Origin of the sequence: Collinsella sp. AM10-26 (assembly GCF_003472525.1) — a bacterium.
Lineage (GTDB): Bacteria > Actinomycetota > Coriobacteriia > Coriobacteriales > Coriobacteriaceae > Collinsella.
This window is the reverse complement of record NZ_QRMC01000006.1, coordinates 74,794-93,051: the sequence shown is the minus strand read 5'-3', so window position 1 is coordinate 93,051 and position 18,258 is coordinate 74,794. Positions and strand designations below refer to the sequence as shown.

Below are 18,258 nucleotides of genomic sequence, written 5' to 3'. Positions count from 1 at the left end.
GGTGCAATACGACGAGCATAAACTGGTCGAGTACTTTGCCGACGCCCCTGCGGGCGTCGGTTTTTCCGACCTTGACCTCAATAACATTCCGCATCATATCTCATGCATCATGGACGGCAACGGTCGTTGGGCCACGTCGCGCGGTCTTGCACGCACTGAGGGCCACAAGGCGGGTATCGTCTCCCTTCGCGAGATCATTACCGCCTGCGTGCGTCTGGGCGTCGACGTGCTTTCTGCCTATGCGTTTTCTACCGAAAACTGGAACCGCCCGCAGCATGAGGTCAACGTCTTGATGCATCTGTTTGCCAAGACGTTTATCGACGAGCTGCCGCTTCTGAAGCGCGAAAACGTGCGCGTTGTCTTTTTGGGTGACATTTCCGCGCTGCCCAAGAAGACCCGCGACGTTTTTGAACGCGGTCTTGCCGAGTGCGCCGATCACACCGGTATGACGCTGGCGCTTGCCGTCAACTACGGCGCGCGTGCCGAGATTACCCGCGCTGTCCGTCAGATTGCGCTCGACGCTGCCGCCGGTAAGATCGATCCTGCCGCAATTGATGATGACATGGTTGCTTCCCACCTCTATACCGCCGGTCTTCCCGATCCTGAGCTTGTGATTCGCACCTCTGGTGAGCTGCGCCTTTCGAACTATCTGCTGTGGCAGGTGGCTTATTCCGAGTTCTACGTCACCGATACCTATTGGCCCGACTTTGATCGCTGGGGCCTCGTCGACGCCATTTTGGCCTATCAGGGCCGTGACCGTAGGTTTGGTGGACTGAGCAAGACCGAGGAGGCTTAATCGTGTCCGATCGTCCCAAGGGATCTGCTCCCAAGACGCCTGCGCGCAAAGCTGGCACTGCGGGAGCGCCTGCAGCGAAGAGTGGCACCGGTTCGTGGCTGGCGGGCTTTATTACCCGTGCCGCCGCCGGTATCGTCTACGCCGTCGTCTTTATCCTGTGCCTGGTTTTGGGTATCGTGCCCACGGCCATCTTTGTTTCCGTCATGAGCGGTCTATGCTGCTATGAATTTTTCCGTATGACAAGGCTCGATGGCAAGATGGCGAACGAGCGTATGGGTATCGCTGCCGCCGTGCTCTTTCCGCTGTCGGCGTTGGGCGATTCGATGTTGTTGAATGCCCTGCTTTTTGCCCTGATGCTCGCGGTGGGCATTTGGTATGTCTGGTCGCCGCGTACCCGCATATCTGATGTGGCCGTGACGCTCATGGGTCCCATCTACACTGGCTTTATGCTGTCGGCTATCGTGCTGCTGCGCGATTCCGTGCCCGGTTTTGCCGGCGCTCTGCTTTCGGTGGGCGTTTGCGCGTCCCTTTGGGTCTCCGATTCGTTTGCCTACATCGTGGGCAGCCGTATCGGCAAGCACAAGATGGTTCCCAAGATCTCTCCAAAAAAGAGCTGGGAGGGGTTTGTTGGTGGCATCCTGGGCTCGGTTTTGATTTGGCTCATCCTGTGGGCGACGCACTTCTACAAGCTCAGCCTGCCCTATGCGCTGCTGTGCGGCGTGGTCGTGTCCGTCCTGGGCGTTATCGGCGACCTCATCGAGTCACGCATCAAGCGTGGCGTGGGCGTCAAGGATTCCGGCAATCTTATCCCGGGCCATGGCGGCATGCTCGATCGTAGCGATTCGCTTATCTTCGGCTGCATTACCGCGCAGCTGCTTTTGATGATTGGAGGCGTGCTGTAATGTCATTCCAGACGACGTATGGCCCCGATGGACGCCTCCGTGTTGCCATCCTGGGTTGTACGGGCTCTATCGGCACCCAGGCGCTCGATGTGTGCCGCCAGCATGCCGATCGCCTACAGGTGACGGCGCTGTCCGTTAATTCCAGCACCTCGGAGCTCGTTGCCGCTGCCCGCGAGTTTTCGGTTCCGGCGGTTGCCGTGGCCGATGTCGCTCATGGCGATGACGCCGTGCTGCAGGAGTTGCCCGAGGGAACGAAGCTCGGCGTTGGCGCGCAGGCGGTTTGCGAGCTCGCGCGTCGCGACGATGTCGACTGCGTGCTCGTCGCTATTGTGGGCGCTGCCGGTCTCGAGGCGAGCCATGCGGCCTTGACCTCGAATAAGCGCCTTGCTCTTGCCAACAAGGAGTCCCTCGTCGTCGGTGGCGACTTGCTTATGCCGTTGGCGCAACCGGGCCAGCTTATTCCGGTCGACTCTGAGCACTCAGCCATTTACCAGTGCTATCTGGGGGAGAACCCGCGCGAGGCTCATTGTATTTGGCTCACCTGCTCGGGCGGTCCGTTCTTTGGCCGCACGCGCGACGAGCTCGATTGCGTGACGCGTGTCGATGCCCTCGCACATCCCACGTGGGCCATGGGTGCCAAGATCACTATCGACTCCGCTACCCTCATGAACAAGGGCCTGGAGCGTATTGAGGCCATGCATCTGTTTAACTGCGACCTCGATTTCATTAACGTGGTCGTGCAGCGTCAGTCCAAGATTCACTCTATGGTCGAGTTCGCCGACGGCTCCGTGATGGCGCATCTCGGTGCTTCCGACATGCGTATTCCCATCCAGTTCGCGTTCTCGTATCCCGAGCGTTGGGATACCCCGGCGCCTCGTATCGATTTTCGCGAGTTGGGGCAGCTCACGTTTGATGCTGCCGACATGGATACCTTCCGCTGTCTGGCACTGGCCGAGCGTGCCGGCAAGACGGGTGGCACCATGCCGTGCGTGCTCAATGCCGCCAACGAGGTCGCCGTCGATGCCTTCCTGCACGATGGCTGCAGCTTTACCGATATCGATCGCATTGTGGAATCCTGCATGGATGCCCACGATATTCAGGCGGTCGATTCGTTTGAGCAGCTTCGCGACATCGATGCGTGGGCGCGTGAAAAGGCTGCGCAGGTGCTCGTCGCAACCCGTTCCTAACCCATAAGGATTGCTTTTTCGTTTTATGGATACTGTTCTGAGCGTTCTCTCATCGGTCTTTTGGGGCCTGCTGATGCTTTCCGTCCTCGTGTTTTTGCACGAGGGCGGCCACTTTTTGGCGGCTCGTGCCTGCGGCGTCCGTGTGACCGAGTTCTTTTTGGGCCTGCCGTGCCGCTTTGACATCCATTACACGTCGCGTCGCATTGGAACCAAGTTTGGCGTGACCCCGCTGCTGCTGGGTGGCTACGCTGCCATCTGCGGTATGGATCCGACCGATGTCTCGTGCGCCGATCGCGTGCTCGCGGCTATTTACCGTCATGGTCGCGTGAGCGTGGCAGACCTTGCTGTCGAGCTCGAGCTTTCCGAGGAGGATGTGCTCGAGGCATGCGCCCTATTGCTGGGCTGGGGCTCCATCGCACCTTGGTATGAGGAAGGGGAGAAGCCCTCGCCGAGCTACTATCCCACCAAGTATCAGACGCTGCCGCGAGACACTGAGGGTTACACCACCTTTGACGGCCGCCGGTTCGATCGTGAGCATGCGACTGCCGAGGGCGATGTGTGGGAGCTGCCGTGCGGCGAGGCCGAGTTCCTTGCGCAAGAACGTTCGCACACCTATCTTGGCCAGGGCTTTCTCAAGCGCGCCTTTATGCTGCTCGCGGGCATTCTCGTCAATATCCTGACGGGTTTTTTGCTCCTTATGAGCATCTATTCCATTGCGGGTGTCACCGTGCCGATGGATACCAACGTGATCGGTCAGGTTGACGAGGGGTCTATTGCAGCCGCGGCGGGAATCGAGGGTGGCGACGCGATCCTTTCGGTCGACGGAGTATCGTGCTCTACCTGGATGGACGTTTACGATGCCATCGGCAAGGCTGCCGGTAAGGACGATATCGCCATCGAGTACGAGCGTGACGGCAAGCGGCATTCGACCACGGTTGCACTCAAAGAGGACGAGCGCCTAGGTGTGTATGCCTCTACGCAGGTGGTCCGTTTAGACCCCATCACGTCGGCTCGTCTGTCCTTCTCCTATGTCGTGCAGACAGCAGAGGGCGTGATGCGCCTGCTCCAGCCGCAGCACACGATGGAGATCCTCGATCAGTCCTCTTCGATCGTGGGTATTAGCGTTATGTCCTCGCAGGCTGCTGCTGCCGGTCCCATCACGTTCTTGTCGTTTGCCGCCCTCATTTCGTTCTCGCTTGGTTTTATGAACCTGCTGCCCATCCCACCGCTCGATGGCGGCAAGCTGGTCATCGAGATCATTCAAAAGATTGCGGGCCGCGAGCTTCCGCTCAAGGTCCAGACGATTGTGAGCTATGTGGGCATCGCGCTCTTTGCGCTGTTGTTTGTCTATATGCTTCGTTCCGACGTCCTTCGATTTATTCTGTAGGGGAGTGGTTGGACTGTCTTTATCCCATCCTTTGCCTCGCGAGCTGACGCGTCCCGTGCATGTGGGCGGCGTGCAGATCGGTGGCGGCGCGCCGGTGGTGGTCCAGTCCATGACCTGCACCGATACCGCTGATGCCCAGGCAACGCTTGCGCAAGTGCGTGCTTTGGCGCAGGCTGGCTGCGATATCGTGCGCGTGAGCGTGCCCACCGAGGCCGCGCTTGAGGGTTTCCGCACCATCTGTGCCGAGTCTCCAGTGCCGATTGTCGCCGATATCCACTTTAACCATAAGCTTGCCATTGGTGCCGTTGAGGCCGGTGCCGCCAAGCTGCGCATCAATCCCGGCAATATCGGCGATTGGGCCAAGGTTGACGCGGTGATCGATGCTGCGGGTGCCGCGGGCTGCGCGATTCGTATCGGCGTCAATGCCGGTTCACTTGAGCAGGATATCGCCGAGCGTGACGACCTCACGCAGCCCGAAAAGCTCGTGATGTCGAGCGAGCGTTTCGTCAAACATTTTGAAGACCGCGGCTTTACGAACATTGTGCTTTCGGCCAAGGCCCATAGCGTGCAAACGACGCTCGATACCTATCGAGCCCTGTCGCGTGAGATTCCCCACGTTCCGCTTCACTTGGGCGTAACCGAGGCGGGTACCAAGCTGCAGGGCACCATCAAGAGTTCGGTGGGTCTTGGTATCCTGCTGTCTGAGGGTATTGGCGACACCATGCGCGTCTCGCTTACGGCCGATCCGGTTGAGGAGCCGCCGGTCGCCTGGGGAATTTTGCAGTCGCTGGGCCTGCGTCGCCGTGGTCCCGAGATTGTCTCGTGCCCCACGTGCGCCCGCTGCCAGGTTAACCTGATCGCAATCGCTGAGGAAGTAACCGAGCGACTTAAGAACTATGCCGCGCCGCTTTCGATTGCCGTCATGGGATGTGCCGTTAATGGCCCCGGTGAGGCTTCTGATGCCGACCTGGGCGTTGCTTGCGGACGTGGTCAGGCTCTGCTCTTTTCGCATGGCCAGATCATTGGTAAAGTAGCTGAGGATCAAATTGTCGACGCGCTTATGGCCGAGGTCGACAAGCTTATTGAGGAGAAATAAATGACTCGAGCAATGTATATGTCTAAGCTCTATGCACCGACGCTCAAAGAGGATCCGGCCGACGCCGAGCTTGCAAGCCATCGTCTGCTGCTTCGTGCCGGTATGATCCGCAAGGAGGCCGCCGGCCTGTATTCCTATCTGCCGCTCGCTTGGCGCTCGATTCGTAAGATCGAGAATATCGTGCGTGACGAGATGGATGCTGCCGGCGCCCAGGAGCTCATGATGCCCATTATGGTCGATGCCGAGCTGTGGCGTGAGTCCGGCCGTATCGATGCCTATGGCAAGGAGCTCGTGCGCTTTGATGACCGTCACGGTCGCGAGTTTGTGCTGGGCCCCACGCATGAGGAGACCGTCACGGCCCTGGTGCGCAACGAGCTGCGCTCCTATAAGCAGCTGCCCGTCAACCTGTACCACATTCAGGACAAGTTCCGCGATGAGTTCCGTCCCCGCTTTGGCCTGATGCGTGGTCGTGAGTTCATCATGAAGGACGCCTACAGCTTCTCTGCCACGCAGGAGAGTCTGCAGGAGGAGTACGACAAGATGAAGCAGGCCTACGCCAACATCTGCGAGCGCTGCTACATCAAGGCTCTGCCCGTTGTCGCCGACTCCGGCGAGATCGGCGGCGACACCTCCGTCGAGTACATGGCGCTGGCCGACGCCGGCGAGGCTTCGCTCGTCTACTGCGACGATTGCGGTTTTGCTGCCGATGACGAGGCTGCAAGCACCAAGGTCGTCGTGACCGAGGGCCCCGGCGACGGCACGCTCACCAAGGTCGAGACTCCGGGCATGGGCACCATCGAGGCTGTCGCCAAGTTCTTCGGCTTCCCCGAGAACGGTACGCGCAAGTCGCTGGCGCTCATCGACGCCGAGGGCAAGCCGGTCGTGGCCATTGTCCCGGGCGACCACGAGCTCAACGATTGCAAGGCCGAGCATGTCTTTGGCAAGGGCTATCGCATGATGACCGACGAGGAGCTCCAGACCTACGGTCTGCACAAGGGCTTTATCGGACCGGTGAACCTGCCCGAGGGCATCCGTCTGGTGTGCGACGAGAGCCTGCGTGAGTCTAAGCAGTGGGCCTGTGGCGCCAACGAGGTCGACTACCACTTTACCGGTGCCTGCCCCGAGCGCGACTTTACCGTCGATGAGTGGGCCGACCTGGTCACCGTCGTCGCCGGCGATCCCTGCCCGCACTGCGGCAAGCCGCTCTCCGCTGCTCGCGGTATCGAGGTCTCCCAGGTGTTCCAGCTGGGCACCAAGTATTCCGAGGCCATGGGTGCCACCTTTATGGACGAGGACGGCAAGGAGAAGCCGCTCATCATGGGTTGCTACGGCGTGGGTGTGTCCCGCTCGCTCGCTGCCGTCGTGGAGCAGCACAACGATGAGCACGGTATCGTCTGGCCGGTCTCCGTTGCCCCGTACGAGGTCGCGGTGATTCCGCTCGATCCCAAGAAGGAGGAGTGCGCTACCGTTTGTGAGCAGATCGTCGACGGTCTGTGCGCCGAGGGTATCGAGGTCGTCGTCGACGACCGCGATGAGCGTCCCGGCTTTAAGTTTGCCGATAACGACCTCATGGGCTTCCCGTATCAGGTGGTTTTGGGCAAGCGCGGTCTTAAGAATGGCACCGTCGAGCTCAAGGACCGTGCCACGGGCGATCGCGAGGACGTGGCGATTGACGAGATCGTCGCCAAGGTTGCCGAGCTTGTTAAGGCTGCCCGCCGCTAATCGGCGATTTCGCTTGTAGTTCGATATACGGGACGGCCCCGCATTTCTCCAGATCGGGGAGATGTGGGGCCGTCCTTTTATCTTGTGGCATCCTCGATATCTAAAAGGAAACCCCACGGCCCAGCGAGCTGCGGGGTTTCCTTTTGTGCCTCCGATGCGAAATAAATCGCTCAGATATTACTGATAATCGACGACGTCAATCCAGTTCTTAAGGAACTCATCGTTCACGTTGCGCTTACGAGCGAGCTCGGAAGCGGCGACGATGCTCGTCCACTGACGCACGACCTGCATAGGCATGTCGGCGCGGTCGCAGTAGAGCTCCAGGTAGGCCTCGGCCTGGTCCTTGCTGCTGAGGGCAAAGAGCAGGTAGGTGGTGGCAACGTCGGCAGCAGGGGAGCCCTGGGTGGCATGTGCCCAGTCGCAGACGTACAGCTGACCGTCGTCGCCAACGATGACGTTGGAGGGGTTGAAGTCGCCGTGGCAGACCTTGAACTCCTTGGTCATGCCGTCCAGACGCTCCTGAAGGTTGTAGCGCGTGGTGGCATTGAGCTGATCAAGGCTGTCGATCATGCGGGCGAACTTGTCGCGCTGACGGTTGAGCAGCGGGGAGGTGTAGCCATGGATCTCGATCTGGAGGTCGACGAACATCTCGAGGTACTCACCAAGGCGCTGGGGCTCGGCAGCCATCTTGTCGGCGAGGGTGGTGCCAGCAACCTTCTCGGTCACAAGCGCCCAGCCGTTGGCGTTCTCGAGCTGAGAAACCTCGAGCGCCTTGGGGCTGCGGATGCCGCACTCATTGATGCGGGCAAGATTCAAAGCCTCGTTGAACACGTCGGAGACGGGCTTGGTCTCGTTAAAGACCTTGACAATCTTGTCGCCCAGGTCGTAAACGACCTTGTTGCCACGACGGACGAGCTCGGTCTTGGAATCGGGAAGCAGCATGATTGCATCCTTTCAACGATGCGATAGAAGCAACGGCGGGGGCGTGCGTACACCCGTGCACCCCCGCCGCAAATAACCGTGCTAAAGACTAGCAGACGGCGTAGTCCTGGGGCTCGCGGCCATAGTAGGCGTCCAGGTAGAGCTCCTTGATCTCGCTCATGAGCGGGTAGCGCGGGTTAGCGCCGGTGCACTGGTCGTTGAATGCCTGCTCGGTCATCTCGTCGAGGGTGTCGAGGAAGTACTGCTCGTCAACACCGTAGTCGGCGATGGTCTTCTTGACGCCGATGAAGTCCTTGAGCTCCTCGAGCTTCGTGGTGAAGTTCTCGAAGACCTCCTTGTCGTCCTTGCCCTCGATGCCGCAGTACTTGGCCATCTCGGCGTAGTTGTGCAGCGCGTTGGGGTAAGGATACTGGGAGAACGTGCCCATCTTGACGGGAGCCTCGGCGGCGTTGTAGCGCATGACGCGCGTCAGGATGATGGCATTGGCGATGCCGTGGGGCAGGTGATGGAAGGCGCCGAGCTTGTGGGCCATGGAGTGGTTGAGGCCCAGGAAGGCGTTGGCGAAGGCCATACCGGCCATGCATGAGGCGTTGTGCATCTCCTCGCGGGCGTGCGGGTCCTTGGCGCCGTTCTCGAAGCTGGAGGGCAGGTTCTCGAAAACGAGCTTGGCAGCGCGCTCGGAGAGGCCCTTGGTGTAGTCGGAAGCCATGATGGAGACATAGGACTCGATGGCGTGGGTCATGACGTCGATGCCGGAGGCAGCGGTCAGGCCGCGCGGGGCGGTCATGCAGTTGTCGGCGTCGACGATAGCCATGTTGGGGAGCAGCGCGTAGTCGGCAAGCGGCCACTTGATGCCGGTCTCCTTGTCGGTGATGATGGCGAACGGCGTGCACTCGGAGCCGGTACCCGAAGAGGTCGGGACGGCGACGAAGTAGGCCTTCTTGCCCATCTCGGGGAAGGTGAAGATACGCTTGCGGATGTCCATGAAGTCCATGGCCATGTCCTCAAACTTGCACTCGGGGTGCTCGTACATCATCCACATGATCTTGCCGGCGTCCATAGCGGAGCCACCGCCGACGGCGATGATGACGTCCGGCTCAAAGAGAGCCATCTGCTTGGCGCCGCGACGTGCGCACTGCAGCGACGGATCGGGCTCGACGTCGTAGAAGCAGTCGTGGGCGATGCCCATCTCGTCGAGCTTGGCCTCGATGGCGCGGGTGTTGCCATTCTTGAAGAGGAACTGGTCGGTGACGATGAAGGCGCGCTTCTTGCCCATGACGGTGCCGAGCTCGTCGAGAGCGACGGGCGTGGAACCCTTCTTGAAGTAGACCTTCTCGGGAGCGCGGAACCACAGCATGTTCTCACGGCGCTCGGCCACAGTCTTAACGTTGATCAAGTGCTTCACCCCAACGTTCTCGGAGACGGAGTTGCCGCCCCAGGAGCCGCAGCCCAGGGTCAGAGACGGCTTCATGCCAAAGTTGTACAGGTCACCGATGCCGCCATGCGAAGACGGGGTGTTGATGACGATACGGCAGGCCTTCATGACGTGCTCGAACAGGCTGATCTTCTCGGCCTGGGCGGGGTGCACGTACAGAGAGGCGGTGTGGCCCGGGCCACCGGCGAGCACCAGGTGCTCGGCCTTGTCGACGGCCTCCTGGAAGTCCTTGGCGTGATACATGGCCAGGACCGGGGAGAGCTTCTCGTGGGAGAACTCCTCCTTGGCCGGATCGGTGGAGGTGACCTCGGCGATCAGGATCTTGGTCTTAGCGGGAACCTCGATGCCGGCGAGCTCGGCGATCTTGGCGGCAGCCATGCCGGGGATGCGGTGATCGAGAGCGCCGTTCTTGAACATGGCGCCACGCAGGGCCTCCATCTCGGCACCCTGCTTGACGAAGTAGCAGCCGCGCTTCTGGAACTCGGCCTTAACCAGGTCATAGATGCTGTCGATGACGGTCACGGACTGCTCGGAAGCGCAGATCATGCCGTTGTCGAAGGTCTTGGAGTGGATGATGGAGTTGACGGCGAGCAGCACGTCGGCGGTGTCGTCGATGATGACCGGGGTGTTACCGGCGCCAACGCCCAGGGCGGGCTTGCCCGAGGAGTAGGCGGCCTTGACCATGCCCGGGCCACCGGTGGCGAGGATGATGTCGACGTCGCGCATGACCATGTTGGTTAGCTCGATGGAGGGGACATCGACCCAGCCGATGATGCCCTCGGGGGCGCCGGCCTTGACGGCGGCGTCAAGCACGAGCTTGGCGGCGGCGATGGTACACTTGGCGGCAGCCGGGTGCGGGGAGATGATGATGGCGTTGCGGGTCTTCAGACTGATCAGCGTCTTGAAGATCGCGGTGGAGGTGGGGTTGGTCGTCGGGATGACGGCGCCCACGATGCCGATGGGCTCGGCAATCTTGGTGATGCCGTAGGCCTCGTCGCGCTCCAGGACACCACAGGTCTTGGTGTTCTTGTAAGCGTTGTAGATGTACTCTGCGGCGTAGTGGTTCTTGATGACCTTGTCCTCAAGAACGCCGCGGCCGGTCTCCTCGATGGCCATCTTCGCCAACGGGATACGAGCCTTGTTGGCGGCCATGGCGGCCTCGTAGAAGATCTTGTCGACCTGCTCCTGCGTGTACGTAGCAAAAAGCGCCTGGGCCTCTCGCATCTGAGCGAGCTTAGCCTCAAGCGCCTCTACGTTGTCCACAATTGCGGGAGTAGTGTTTTCCGGTGACTTTTTCACCATTTGTGTCTCCTTGCGATCGGAGATTTACCCTACGCCTTGCATGATAGCAATAAATAATTCGGTGAGTGGCAAGATTCCTGTAAAAGGCACACTAAAACGCTTCAACATAATGAAACGTTTCAACTAAAACAATCTTTCTGCTGCATCGCCCCGCTCATTGGGGACAGGCTTACATGAGTGCTTTCACTCATTTGGGACAGACATCGTTTTGCCATTTTGCCGTTCTGGGCCTGTTATAGCCGCTCATTGGATATAAATAGGTTACAGGCTCAGCATTTCGCGTTGCGTCTCTCCTTTTAGGTGTTGCCTGTACAGTTTTGAAAGGAGAGGCTATGCCCCGATGTGCCCGCGCCGTTTCGCTCACCGGCTATTACCACGTCTTTGACCGTGGCAACTCCAAACAGATTATTTTTGAAGATGATTCCGACCGTTATCGTTTCTTATCGGACATCTCGGACAGGTTTGCGCGTCATAAAGTGGCGGTGTTGGCTTGGTGCCTTATGGACAACCACTTCCATTTGATGGTTGATGACCCATATGACAACCTTTCAAAGGCAATGCAGTGCGCACTGACGGCGTATGCTAAGTATTTCAATGGGAAAACGGGAAGAACGGGCCATCTGTTTGACAATCGCTATTCGCGGGTCGCTGTTGAGACGGACACGCAGGCGGTGCAGCTGCTCGACTATATTCATCTCAATCCCGTGAAAGGTGCGCTCGACTCACTCGAGGCATACCGCTGGTCAAGCTACAAGGCATATCAGCTGGGCTATGATCCCTTTGATATCTGCGATGCGGCCCCCATGCTCGATATTGTCGGAGGCTCCCGTTGCTATTGCGAGCATCTCAAGGAAGTTGCTGGGCGCATCTGGTCAGTGGGGGTTCTTCCACGCCGGCGGATCCCCGATGAGGATGCCCTTGCCGTCGCGCACGAAGTGTTGCCGAGCATAGATCCTGCGCTGCTCAAGGCCCTGCCTCGTCCCGAACGTGATGCGTGTCTGCTGAGGCTCAGGCGGGCGCATCTCACGGTCAAGCAAATTGCCCGTATCACCGGTATCGGCGCTACGAGCGTAACCAAGGCCACCACAGGCTGGAAAGAGGCGGCGTGAGGTATGGATTGGGGCCGATCGAAACGCCGTGAGTTCATCGATGCGCTGCGAGCTTAGGAAAGCGCTCATCTAAGTCTGTCCCCAATGCGTGAAAACACTTATGTAAGTCTGTCCCCAATGAGTGCAAAAGGGCGCCCTCCGTAGGGGAGGACGCCCTTGGTAAGTTCTATGTGAACGCGAGGTCTTTGACCCGGAGAGTCCGAGGTACTTGTTGGTAAGACCTTATTTAGGAGCGCGCAACCTTGCCGGACTTGAGGCAGGTGGAGCAAACGTTCATCTTGCGACGGTGACCATCGACGACGACGTAGACGCGCTGGATGTTGGGGCGGAACTTACGGTTGGTGACGCGGTGAGAGTGGCTGATGGAGCGACCGGCAACGGGGTGCTTACCGCAAACTTCGCAAACTTTGGACATAACTGACCCTCCTTGGGCGACAAACGAACATGTCGCGTTAACAAACAAGCCTGAACTATAGCACAGAAGTCGCTCCCTGTGCGCAATCTACACAGAGATATTCCTCTTTTGGCGATAGTGCGCACGCCACGGCCCTGGACGTAGATCCGATTTGCGTGCAGCAGAGGGGATTATGCCAGCTCGAACCGAGGTTTTCAAGTTCGTCCCACAAATATATATAGGTTTATGGAGCGCCTGCGCCCGTTTATGGATTGCTTTGTATTTATGCTCGCAATTACGCTCGAGGTTGGCTACACTATACCTTGACCATTAAAGGGGTACGAGATACCCACATGGAATTACATAGCTGCCAAAGAGCAGCCCTTCCTGTGGGTGTCTGGTCCGCTTTAAGCGGTCGGACATCTATTTTTTTTGACTGTGTCAGCAGTCAAGACATGTGAGGAAGGAGATCGATGGGCACGACTTCCCCCAAGGCGGTCATCATGGACGAGACCGCCGTCAATCGAGCTATGACCCGCATCGCGCACGAGATTCTCGAGCGCAACGAGGGCTGTGAAGACCTCGCTCTGGTCGGCATCGTCACGCGCGGCGACCTTCTGGCAAAGAAGCTCGTCGAGGAGATCAAGGAGATCGAGGGCGTCGACGTTCCGCTCGGCAGCCTCGACATCAGCTTCTACCGCGATGACTACGCTACCAATTTCGCTCCCGCGATCCACGCCACCAACATTCCCTTTAGCGTCGACGGCAAACGCGTCGTGCTGGTGGACGACATCCTGTATACGGGCCGTACCATCCGCGCCGCTCTCGACGCCGTCATGGACCTGGGTCGTCCGAGCCGCATCGAGCTGGCGGTCCTCGTCGACCGCGGCCACCGCGAGCTCCCCATCTCGCCGGACTTTGTCGGCAAGAACGTTCCCTCGTCGCATGAGGAGAACGTGCACCTATATATGAAAGAAGTCGACGGCCACACCGCCGTCGAGATCAACGACGTCGCGCCGGGTTCCCGCGTGGGCTCCGCGCCGCTGGGAGGTGAGTAGTACCGTGGCGTTCAATCATAAGCACCTGATCGACATTACCGAGTACTCCGAAGAGGACATCAAGCTCATCCTCGAGACCGCCAAGGCGTTCTCCGAGGTCAACGAGCGTGCGATCAAGAAGGTTCCCACGCTCAAGGGCAAGACCATCGTCAACATGTTCAACGAGCCCTCGACGCGAACCCGTAGCTCCTTCGAGCTTGCCGAGAAGCGTCTTTCGGCCGACAGCCTCAACTTCGGCGGCTCCTCGACCTCTACGGTCAAGGGCGAGAGCCTCGTCGACACCGTCGAGACCCTCAACGCCTACAAGATCGACTGCATCGTCGTGCGCGACAAGCACGCCGGCGCTCCCTATATCGTTACGCAGAACTCGCCTGCGAGCGTCATCTGCGCCGGCGACGGCAAGCACAACCATCCCACGCAGGCCCTGCTCGACCTGTACACCATCTGGGAGCACAAGGGTGACTTCCACGGTCTGAAGGTCGCCGTCGTTGGCGATATCGCGCACTCCCGCGTCTGCGGCTCGCTGATCCCCGCCCTTAAGATCATGGGCTGCGAGACCTACGCCGTCGCTCCCGGCACGCTGCTGCCGCCGGCGCCCGAGGTCCTGGGCTGCGACCACGTGACGAGTGACCTCGATTCCGTCCTGCCCGAGCTGGACGTCGTCTACATGCTGCGCGTGCAGCAGGAGCGCCTCGAGGGCGCCCCGTTCCCGACCATTCGCGAGTACCACAAGCTCTTCGGCCTGACCAAGGATCGCGAGAAGCTCATGAAGCCCGATGCGATCATCTGCCACCCGGGCCCCATCAACCGCGGCGTCGAGTTCGACTCCTATATGGCCGACCACCCGCAACGCTCCGTCATCCTGGAGCAGGTCTACGCCGGTATCTGCGTGCGTATGGCTATCCTGTATCTGCTGCTTGGAGGTGCCGATAATGGCCTTGCTTCTTAAGAATGCCCACGTCGTCGATCCGTCCGTCGAGCTTGACGGTGTCGTTGACGTCCTGATTGACGGCGACAAGATCGCCGAGGTCGGCGAGAATCTCGCCGTCGAGGGGGCTGAGGTCCGCGACCTTTCCGGCAAGTACCTCGTCCCCGGCCTGGTGGATATGCACGTTCACCTTCGCGAGCCCGGCTACGAGGTCAAAGAGGACATCGAGAGCGGCACCCGCGCAGCTGCCAAGGGCGGCTTTACCGGCGTGTGCTCCATGCCCAACACCGATCCCGTCACCGATAACGGCACCGTCGTGGAGTTCGTCAAGTCCCGTGCTGCCGAGGTCGGTCACTGCCGCGTCTATCCGTCGGGCGCCATGACCCGCGGTCTTAAGGGCGAGGCCATGTCCGAGATGGGCGATATGGTCGCCCACGGCGCCGTCGCCTTCACCGACGACGGTCGCGGCGTGCAGGGCGCGGGCATGCTCCGTCGCTGCATGGACTACGGCAAGATGTTCGGCAAGGTCTTTATGAGTCACTGCCAGGACGAGGACCTGGTCGGCCACGGCCAGATCAACGAGGGCAAGGTCTCGACCCGTCTGGCTCTCGAGGGCTGGCCGGCTGCCGGCGAGGAGCTCCAGATCGCCCGCGACATCGAGATTGCCAAGCTGACCGGTGCCAAGCTGCACATCCAGCATATCTCCACCGCCCATGGCCTGGAGATCGTGCGTGCCGGTAAGGCCGCTGGCGTTCAGGTTACCTGCGAGGCCACCCCGCACCACATGTTCCTGACCGAGAACGACCTGGACGAGACCTACAACACCTCGCTCAAAGTCAATCCGCCGCTGCGTACCGAGGAGGACGCCGAGGCCATCCGTCAGGGCGTCATCGACGGTACCGTCGACGTTATCGTCACCGATCACGCTCCCCACACCCCGTGGGAGAAGGCCCGCGAGTTCGAGCTTGCACCCTTTGGCATGATCGGCCTCGAGACTTCGCTGTCGCTCGTGCTCACCGAGCTGGTCAATACGGGCAAGATGAGCATGGGCCGCATGGTTGAGCTCATGGCCATCAAGCCTCGTGAGATCTTGGGCCTCGACCAGGTTCAGGTCAAGGCAGGCTCCGTTGCCGACCTGACTGTCTTCGACCCGTCTGCCACCTGGACGGTCGGCGAGGACGGCTACGAGTCGCGTGCCGAGAATTCCGGTTTTGCTGGCCGCACGCTCACCGGTCGTGCCACCGATGTATTTGTCGGCGGTAAACAGACGCTTGCCGACGGCTGCATCTGCTAGCATAGCCTTATCGCTTTTGTGCGCGGTGCCCTTGCGGTGCCGCGCTTTCTGTTCGTTTTGACCATGCAACCGCATGGGGGATTGGAGCGTCTATGCCCACACCTTCCACTGCACGCATGCACGACTTCGAGGTCGTCTCGAACCAGGAGATCGCCGAGGGCATCTTCTCGCTCGTAATCTCGGCCCCCAAGCTTGCAAGTGCGCTCAAGCCCGGTCAGTTTGTGAACATCGCCGTGCCCGGCGATGCGTCCTCGCTGCTTCGCGTGCCCCTGAGCTTCTATCGCGCCGACGCCCAGGCCGGCACCGTCGAGCTGTGGTACACCGTCGTGGGCGACGACACCCGCCGTCTGTCGCAGATGGCCTCTGGTTCCACTTCTAACCTGCTGGGCCCTGGCGGTCGCGGCTGGCTGGTGCCCGAGGGCGCCAAGAAGGCGCTGCTCGTGGCGGGCGGCATCGGTGTCCCGCCCGTGCTCTGCCTGGCGGGCATGCTTGCCGAGCAGGGTGTGGCCGTCGACGTGTGCATGGGCTTTGGCACCGCGTCCAAGGCCGTGGGTATCGATGAGTTCCGCGCGTTGGGCGCCACGGTTAATGTATGCACCGACGACGGCTCGCTTGGCACGCATGGTTTTTGCACCGATCCGGCCGCCGAGCTGCTTGGCGAGGGTGGCTACGACTATGTCGCCAGCTGCGGTCCCGCCGTCATGATGAAGAAGGTCGCCGCCGCTGCCGCCGAGGCCGGTGTGTACTGCGAGGTGTCGCTTGAGCGCATGATGAGCTGCGGCTTTGGCGCCTGCAACACCTGTAACGTCGAGACGGTTGACGGTATGAAGGGCGCCTGCATGTGCGGCCCCGTGTTCGATGCTTCCAAGGTGGTGGTCTTCTAGTGGGTACCGTGAACATGGCCGTCGATTTCGGCGGCGTCAAGATGCAAAACCCCATCAACACCGCAGCCGGCACTTTTGGTTACGGCTGGCAGTTCCAGAACTTCTTCGATGTTTCCCAGCTGGGCGCCATCACCACCAAGGGCTGCGCTGCCGAGCCCTGGCCCGGCAACCCCGCACCCCGTATGGCCGAGATCCCCGGCGGTATGATCAACTCGGTGGGCCTTCAGAACCCCGGCGTGGCCGCCTTTGCCCGTGAGTCCGGCCCTTGGCTGGAGCAGCTTTCCAAGGACGGCTGCCAGGTCATCTGCCAGGTTGCCGGTCACTCTGTTGACGAGTTTGTCCGCGCACTCGAGATGTATGTCGAGCTGTGCCCTTGGGCTGCCGGCTACGAGATCAACGTGAGCTGCCCTAATATCGCCGCTGGCGGTGCCGCCATGGGCTCCACGCCCGAGGGCGCCTCTTCCGTTATGGCTGCCTGCCGCAAGGTGACCGATAAGCCGCTGTTCGTGAAGATGGCGCCGGTCAACGTCGCCGAGATCGCCAAGGCCCTCGAGGCTGCCGGCGCCGACGGCCTTTCGGTCATCAACTCCATTCAGGGCATGGCCATCGACGTCCATACCCGTAAGTCCCGCGTGGCCAAGCCCAAGGGCGGCCTTTCGGGCCCGCTGTGCCACCACATCGCCGTGCGCATGGTCTGGGAGGTTGCCCAGGCCGTCGATATCCCCATCAACGGTGTCGGCGGTGTCATGACCGGCGAGGATGCGGCTGAGTTTATCCTGGCCGGTGCCACCTGCGTGTCGGTCGGCATGGCCAACTTTGTCGATCCGTGTGCTTCGCTCAAGATCGCGCATGAGCTCGAGGCTTGGGCTGAGTCCCAGGGCGTGAAGGACATCAACGAGCTGGTAGGTGCTTTCGAATGCTAGAGACCGATGCCCGCGACCGTGTTATCGTCGCCCTCGACTGCGACCGTGAGCGTGCGCTCGAGCTCGCCCATGAGCTTTCGGGCCATGCCGCCTGGCTCAAGGTGGGCATGACGCTCTATTACGCCGAGGGTCCCGAGATCGTCAAGACGTTCAAGGGCCTGGGTTTTAAGGTCTTCCTTGACCTTAAGTTCCATGATATTCCGCATCAGGTTCGCGGTGCCGCCCGCTCGGCCTCGCTTGCCGGTGCCGACCTGCTTTCGGTTCACGGCTTGGGTTCGGGTGCTATGCTCGCCGCCTGCCGTGAGGGTGCCGAGGAGGCGCGCGAGGACCGCGCCAAGCTCGTCGCCATCACCGTGCTCACGAGCATGAATCAGGATGCCTTGAGCGAGATCGGCGTCGAGTCGCCTGTGGCCGAGGAGGCCGTCCGCCTGGCAAAGCTCGCTCAGGCCAACGGCATCGATGGCATCGTGTGCTCGCCGATGGAGGCTCACGACATGCGTGAGCTGCTGGGTCCCGATACCCTGATCGTTACTCCGGGTGTGCGTCCGATGGGTGCCGCTCTTGGTGACCAGTCTCGTGTGGCGACGCCTTCCCAGGCTATCGAGCGTGGTGCAAGCCACATTGTGGTGGGCCGTCCCATTACCGGTGCCGACGATCCGGTTGCCGCCTTTGACGCTATTGTTGCCGAGCTGGTCGAAAACGTCGCCTAAAAGATTCCCTCAAGTCACCACTTTTGGGTATCATTAGCACAAATTTGCCCCTGTACCTGCGAAAACTTTCCTACCCTTTGTGTGGAATCGCAGGTCAGGGGCTTAACTTTGACCTCCGCATATTGCACTTTTCGTAGGTATCGTCTAATCTATGGAGCCGTCGATTGGGCATTTAGTGCGTTTGACGTG

16 protein-coding genes are annotated in these 18,258 nt (G+C 60.4%); 13 read left to right on the top strand and 3 right to left on the bottom strand.

Annotated elements, in window-relative coordinates:
- The first annotated feature begins 1 nt into the window (after position 1).
- Genes DW123_RS06725 through DW123_RS06700 form a run of 6 tightly spaced genes read left to right on the top strand, consistent with a single transcriptional unit; the run spans position 2 to position 7,090 of the window.
- On the top strand, positions 2-796 hold the full coding sequence (locus DW123_RS06725) for an isoprenyl transferase (RefSeq protein WP_117735162.1): 795 nt from the start codon (positions 2-4) through the stop codon (positions 794-796).
- Between the two features lie 2 nt (positions 797-798).
- Positions 799-1,698, top strand: coding sequence for a phosphatidate cytidylyltransferase (locus DW123_RS06720; RefSeq protein ID WP_233540145.1), 900 nt, complete (start codon positions 799-801; stop codon positions 1,696-1,698).
- On the top strand, positions 1,698-2,885 hold the full coding sequence (gene dxr, locus DW123_RS06715) for a 1-deoxy-D-xylulose-5-phosphate reductoisomerase (RefSeq protein WP_118273335.1): 1,188 nt from the start codon (positions 1,698-1,700) through the stop codon (positions 2,883-2,885). Before DW123_RS06720 ends, dxr begins: the two co-directional genes overlap by 1 nt.
- Before the next feature lie 25 nt (positions 2,886-2,910).
- Complete coding sequence (locus DW123_RS06710; RefSeq protein ID WP_118273336.1) at positions 2,911-4,272, top strand: RIP metalloprotease; 1,362 nt, start codon at positions 2,911-2,913, stop codon at positions 4,270-4,272.
- A gap of 4 nt (positions 4,273-4,276) precedes the next feature.
- Positions 4,277-5,368 carry a flavodoxin-dependent (E)-4-hydroxy-3-methylbut-2-enyl-diphosphate synthase gene (ispG, locus tag DW123_RS06705; RefSeq protein WP_233502206.1) on the top strand — a complete coding sequence of 364 codons (1,092 nt, stop codon included), beginning with the start codon at positions 4,277-4,279 and terminating at the stop codon, positions 5,366-5,368.
- Positions 5,369-7,090, top strand: coding sequence for a proline--tRNA ligase (locus DW123_RS06700; protein WP_233505239.1), 1,722 nt, complete (start codon positions 5,369-5,371; stop codon positions 7,088-7,090). It abuts the gene before it with no gap.
- 177 nt (positions 7,091-7,267) lie between these two features.
- On the opposite strand, the gene DW123_RS06695 is transcribed toward DW123_RS06700, so the two are convergent.
- Positions 7,268-8,032 carry an aminoglycoside phosphotransferase family protein gene (locus DW123_RS06695; protein WP_118273337.1) on the bottom strand — a complete coding sequence of 255 codons (765 nt, stop codon included), beginning with the start codon at positions 8,030-8,032 and terminating at the stop codon, positions 7,268-7,270.
- Positions 8,033-8,120: 88 nt separating this feature from the next.
- The gene (gene adhE, locus DW123_RS06690) at positions 8,121-10,769 is read right to left on the bottom strand and encodes a bifunctional acetaldehyde-CoA/alcohol dehydrogenase (RefSeq protein WP_118273338.1); all 2,649 of its coding nucleotides are present in this window, start codon (positions 10,767-10,769) and stop codon (positions 8,121-8,123) included.
- Positions 10,770-11,101: 332 nt separating this feature from the next.
- Here adhE and DW123_RS06685 point away from each other — a divergent pair, with 332 nt between their 5' ends.
- The gene (locus DW123_RS06685; protein WP_117742735.1) at positions 11,102-11,878 is read left to right on the top strand and encodes a transposase; all 777 of its coding nucleotides are present in this window, start codon (positions 11,102-11,104) and stop codon (positions 11,876-11,878) included.
- 226 nt (positions 11,879-12,104) lie between these two features.
- Here the strand turns inward: DW123_RS06685 and rpmB are convergent, their stop codons facing one another.
- Positions 12,105-12,293, bottom strand: coding sequence for a 50S ribosomal protein L28 (gene rpmB, locus DW123_RS06680; protein ID WP_022094725.1), 189 nt, complete (start codon positions 12,291-12,293; stop codon positions 12,105-12,107).
- 452 nt (positions 12,294-12,745) lie between these two features.
- On the opposite strand from rpmB, the gene pyrR reads away from it, so the two are divergent.
- From pyrR to pyrF, 6 genes are all read left to right on the top strand, one after another.
- Complete coding sequence (pyrR, locus tag DW123_RS06675) at positions 12,746-13,330, top strand: bifunctional pyr operon transcriptional regulator/uracil phosphoribosyltransferase PyrR (protein ID WP_117742736.1); 585 nt, start codon at positions 12,746-12,748, stop codon at positions 13,328-13,330.
- Positions 13,331-13,334: 4 nt separating this feature from the next.
- A complete protein-coding gene (locus tag DW123_RS06670) occupies positions 13,335-14,279 on the top strand; it encodes an aspartate carbamoyltransferase catalytic subunit (RefSeq protein ID WP_035138537.1) in 945 nt (314 codons plus the stop codon).
- Positions 14,263-15,552, top strand: coding sequence for a dihydroorotase (locus DW123_RS06665; protein ID WP_118273339.1), 1,290 nt, complete (start codon positions 14,263-14,265; stop codon positions 15,550-15,552). The genes DW123_RS06670 and DW123_RS06665 overlap by 17 nt, the downstream gene beginning before the upstream one ends.
- A 116-nt stretch (positions 15,553-15,668) precedes the next feature.
- On the top strand, positions 15,669-16,436 hold the full coding sequence (locus DW123_RS06660; protein WP_117742738.1) for a dihydroorotate dehydrogenase electron transfer subunit: 768 nt from the start codon (positions 15,669-15,671) through the stop codon (positions 16,434-16,436).
- Positions 16,437-16,450: 14 nt separating this feature from the next.
- Positions 16,451-17,359 (top strand): dihydroorotate dehydrogenase, encoded by a 909-nt coding sequence (locus DW123_RS06655; protein ID WP_006236128.1) that lies wholly within the window; start codon positions 16,451-16,453, stop codon positions 17,357-17,359.
- On the top strand, positions 17,353-18,069 hold the full coding sequence (gene pyrF / locus DW123_RS06650; RefSeq protein WP_118273340.1) for an orotidine-5'-phosphate decarboxylase: 717 nt from the start codon (positions 17,353-17,355) through the stop codon (positions 18,067-18,069). Before DW123_RS06655 ends, pyrF begins: the two co-directional genes overlap by 7 nt.
- The last annotated feature ends 189 nt before the right edge of the window (positions 18,070-18,258 follow it).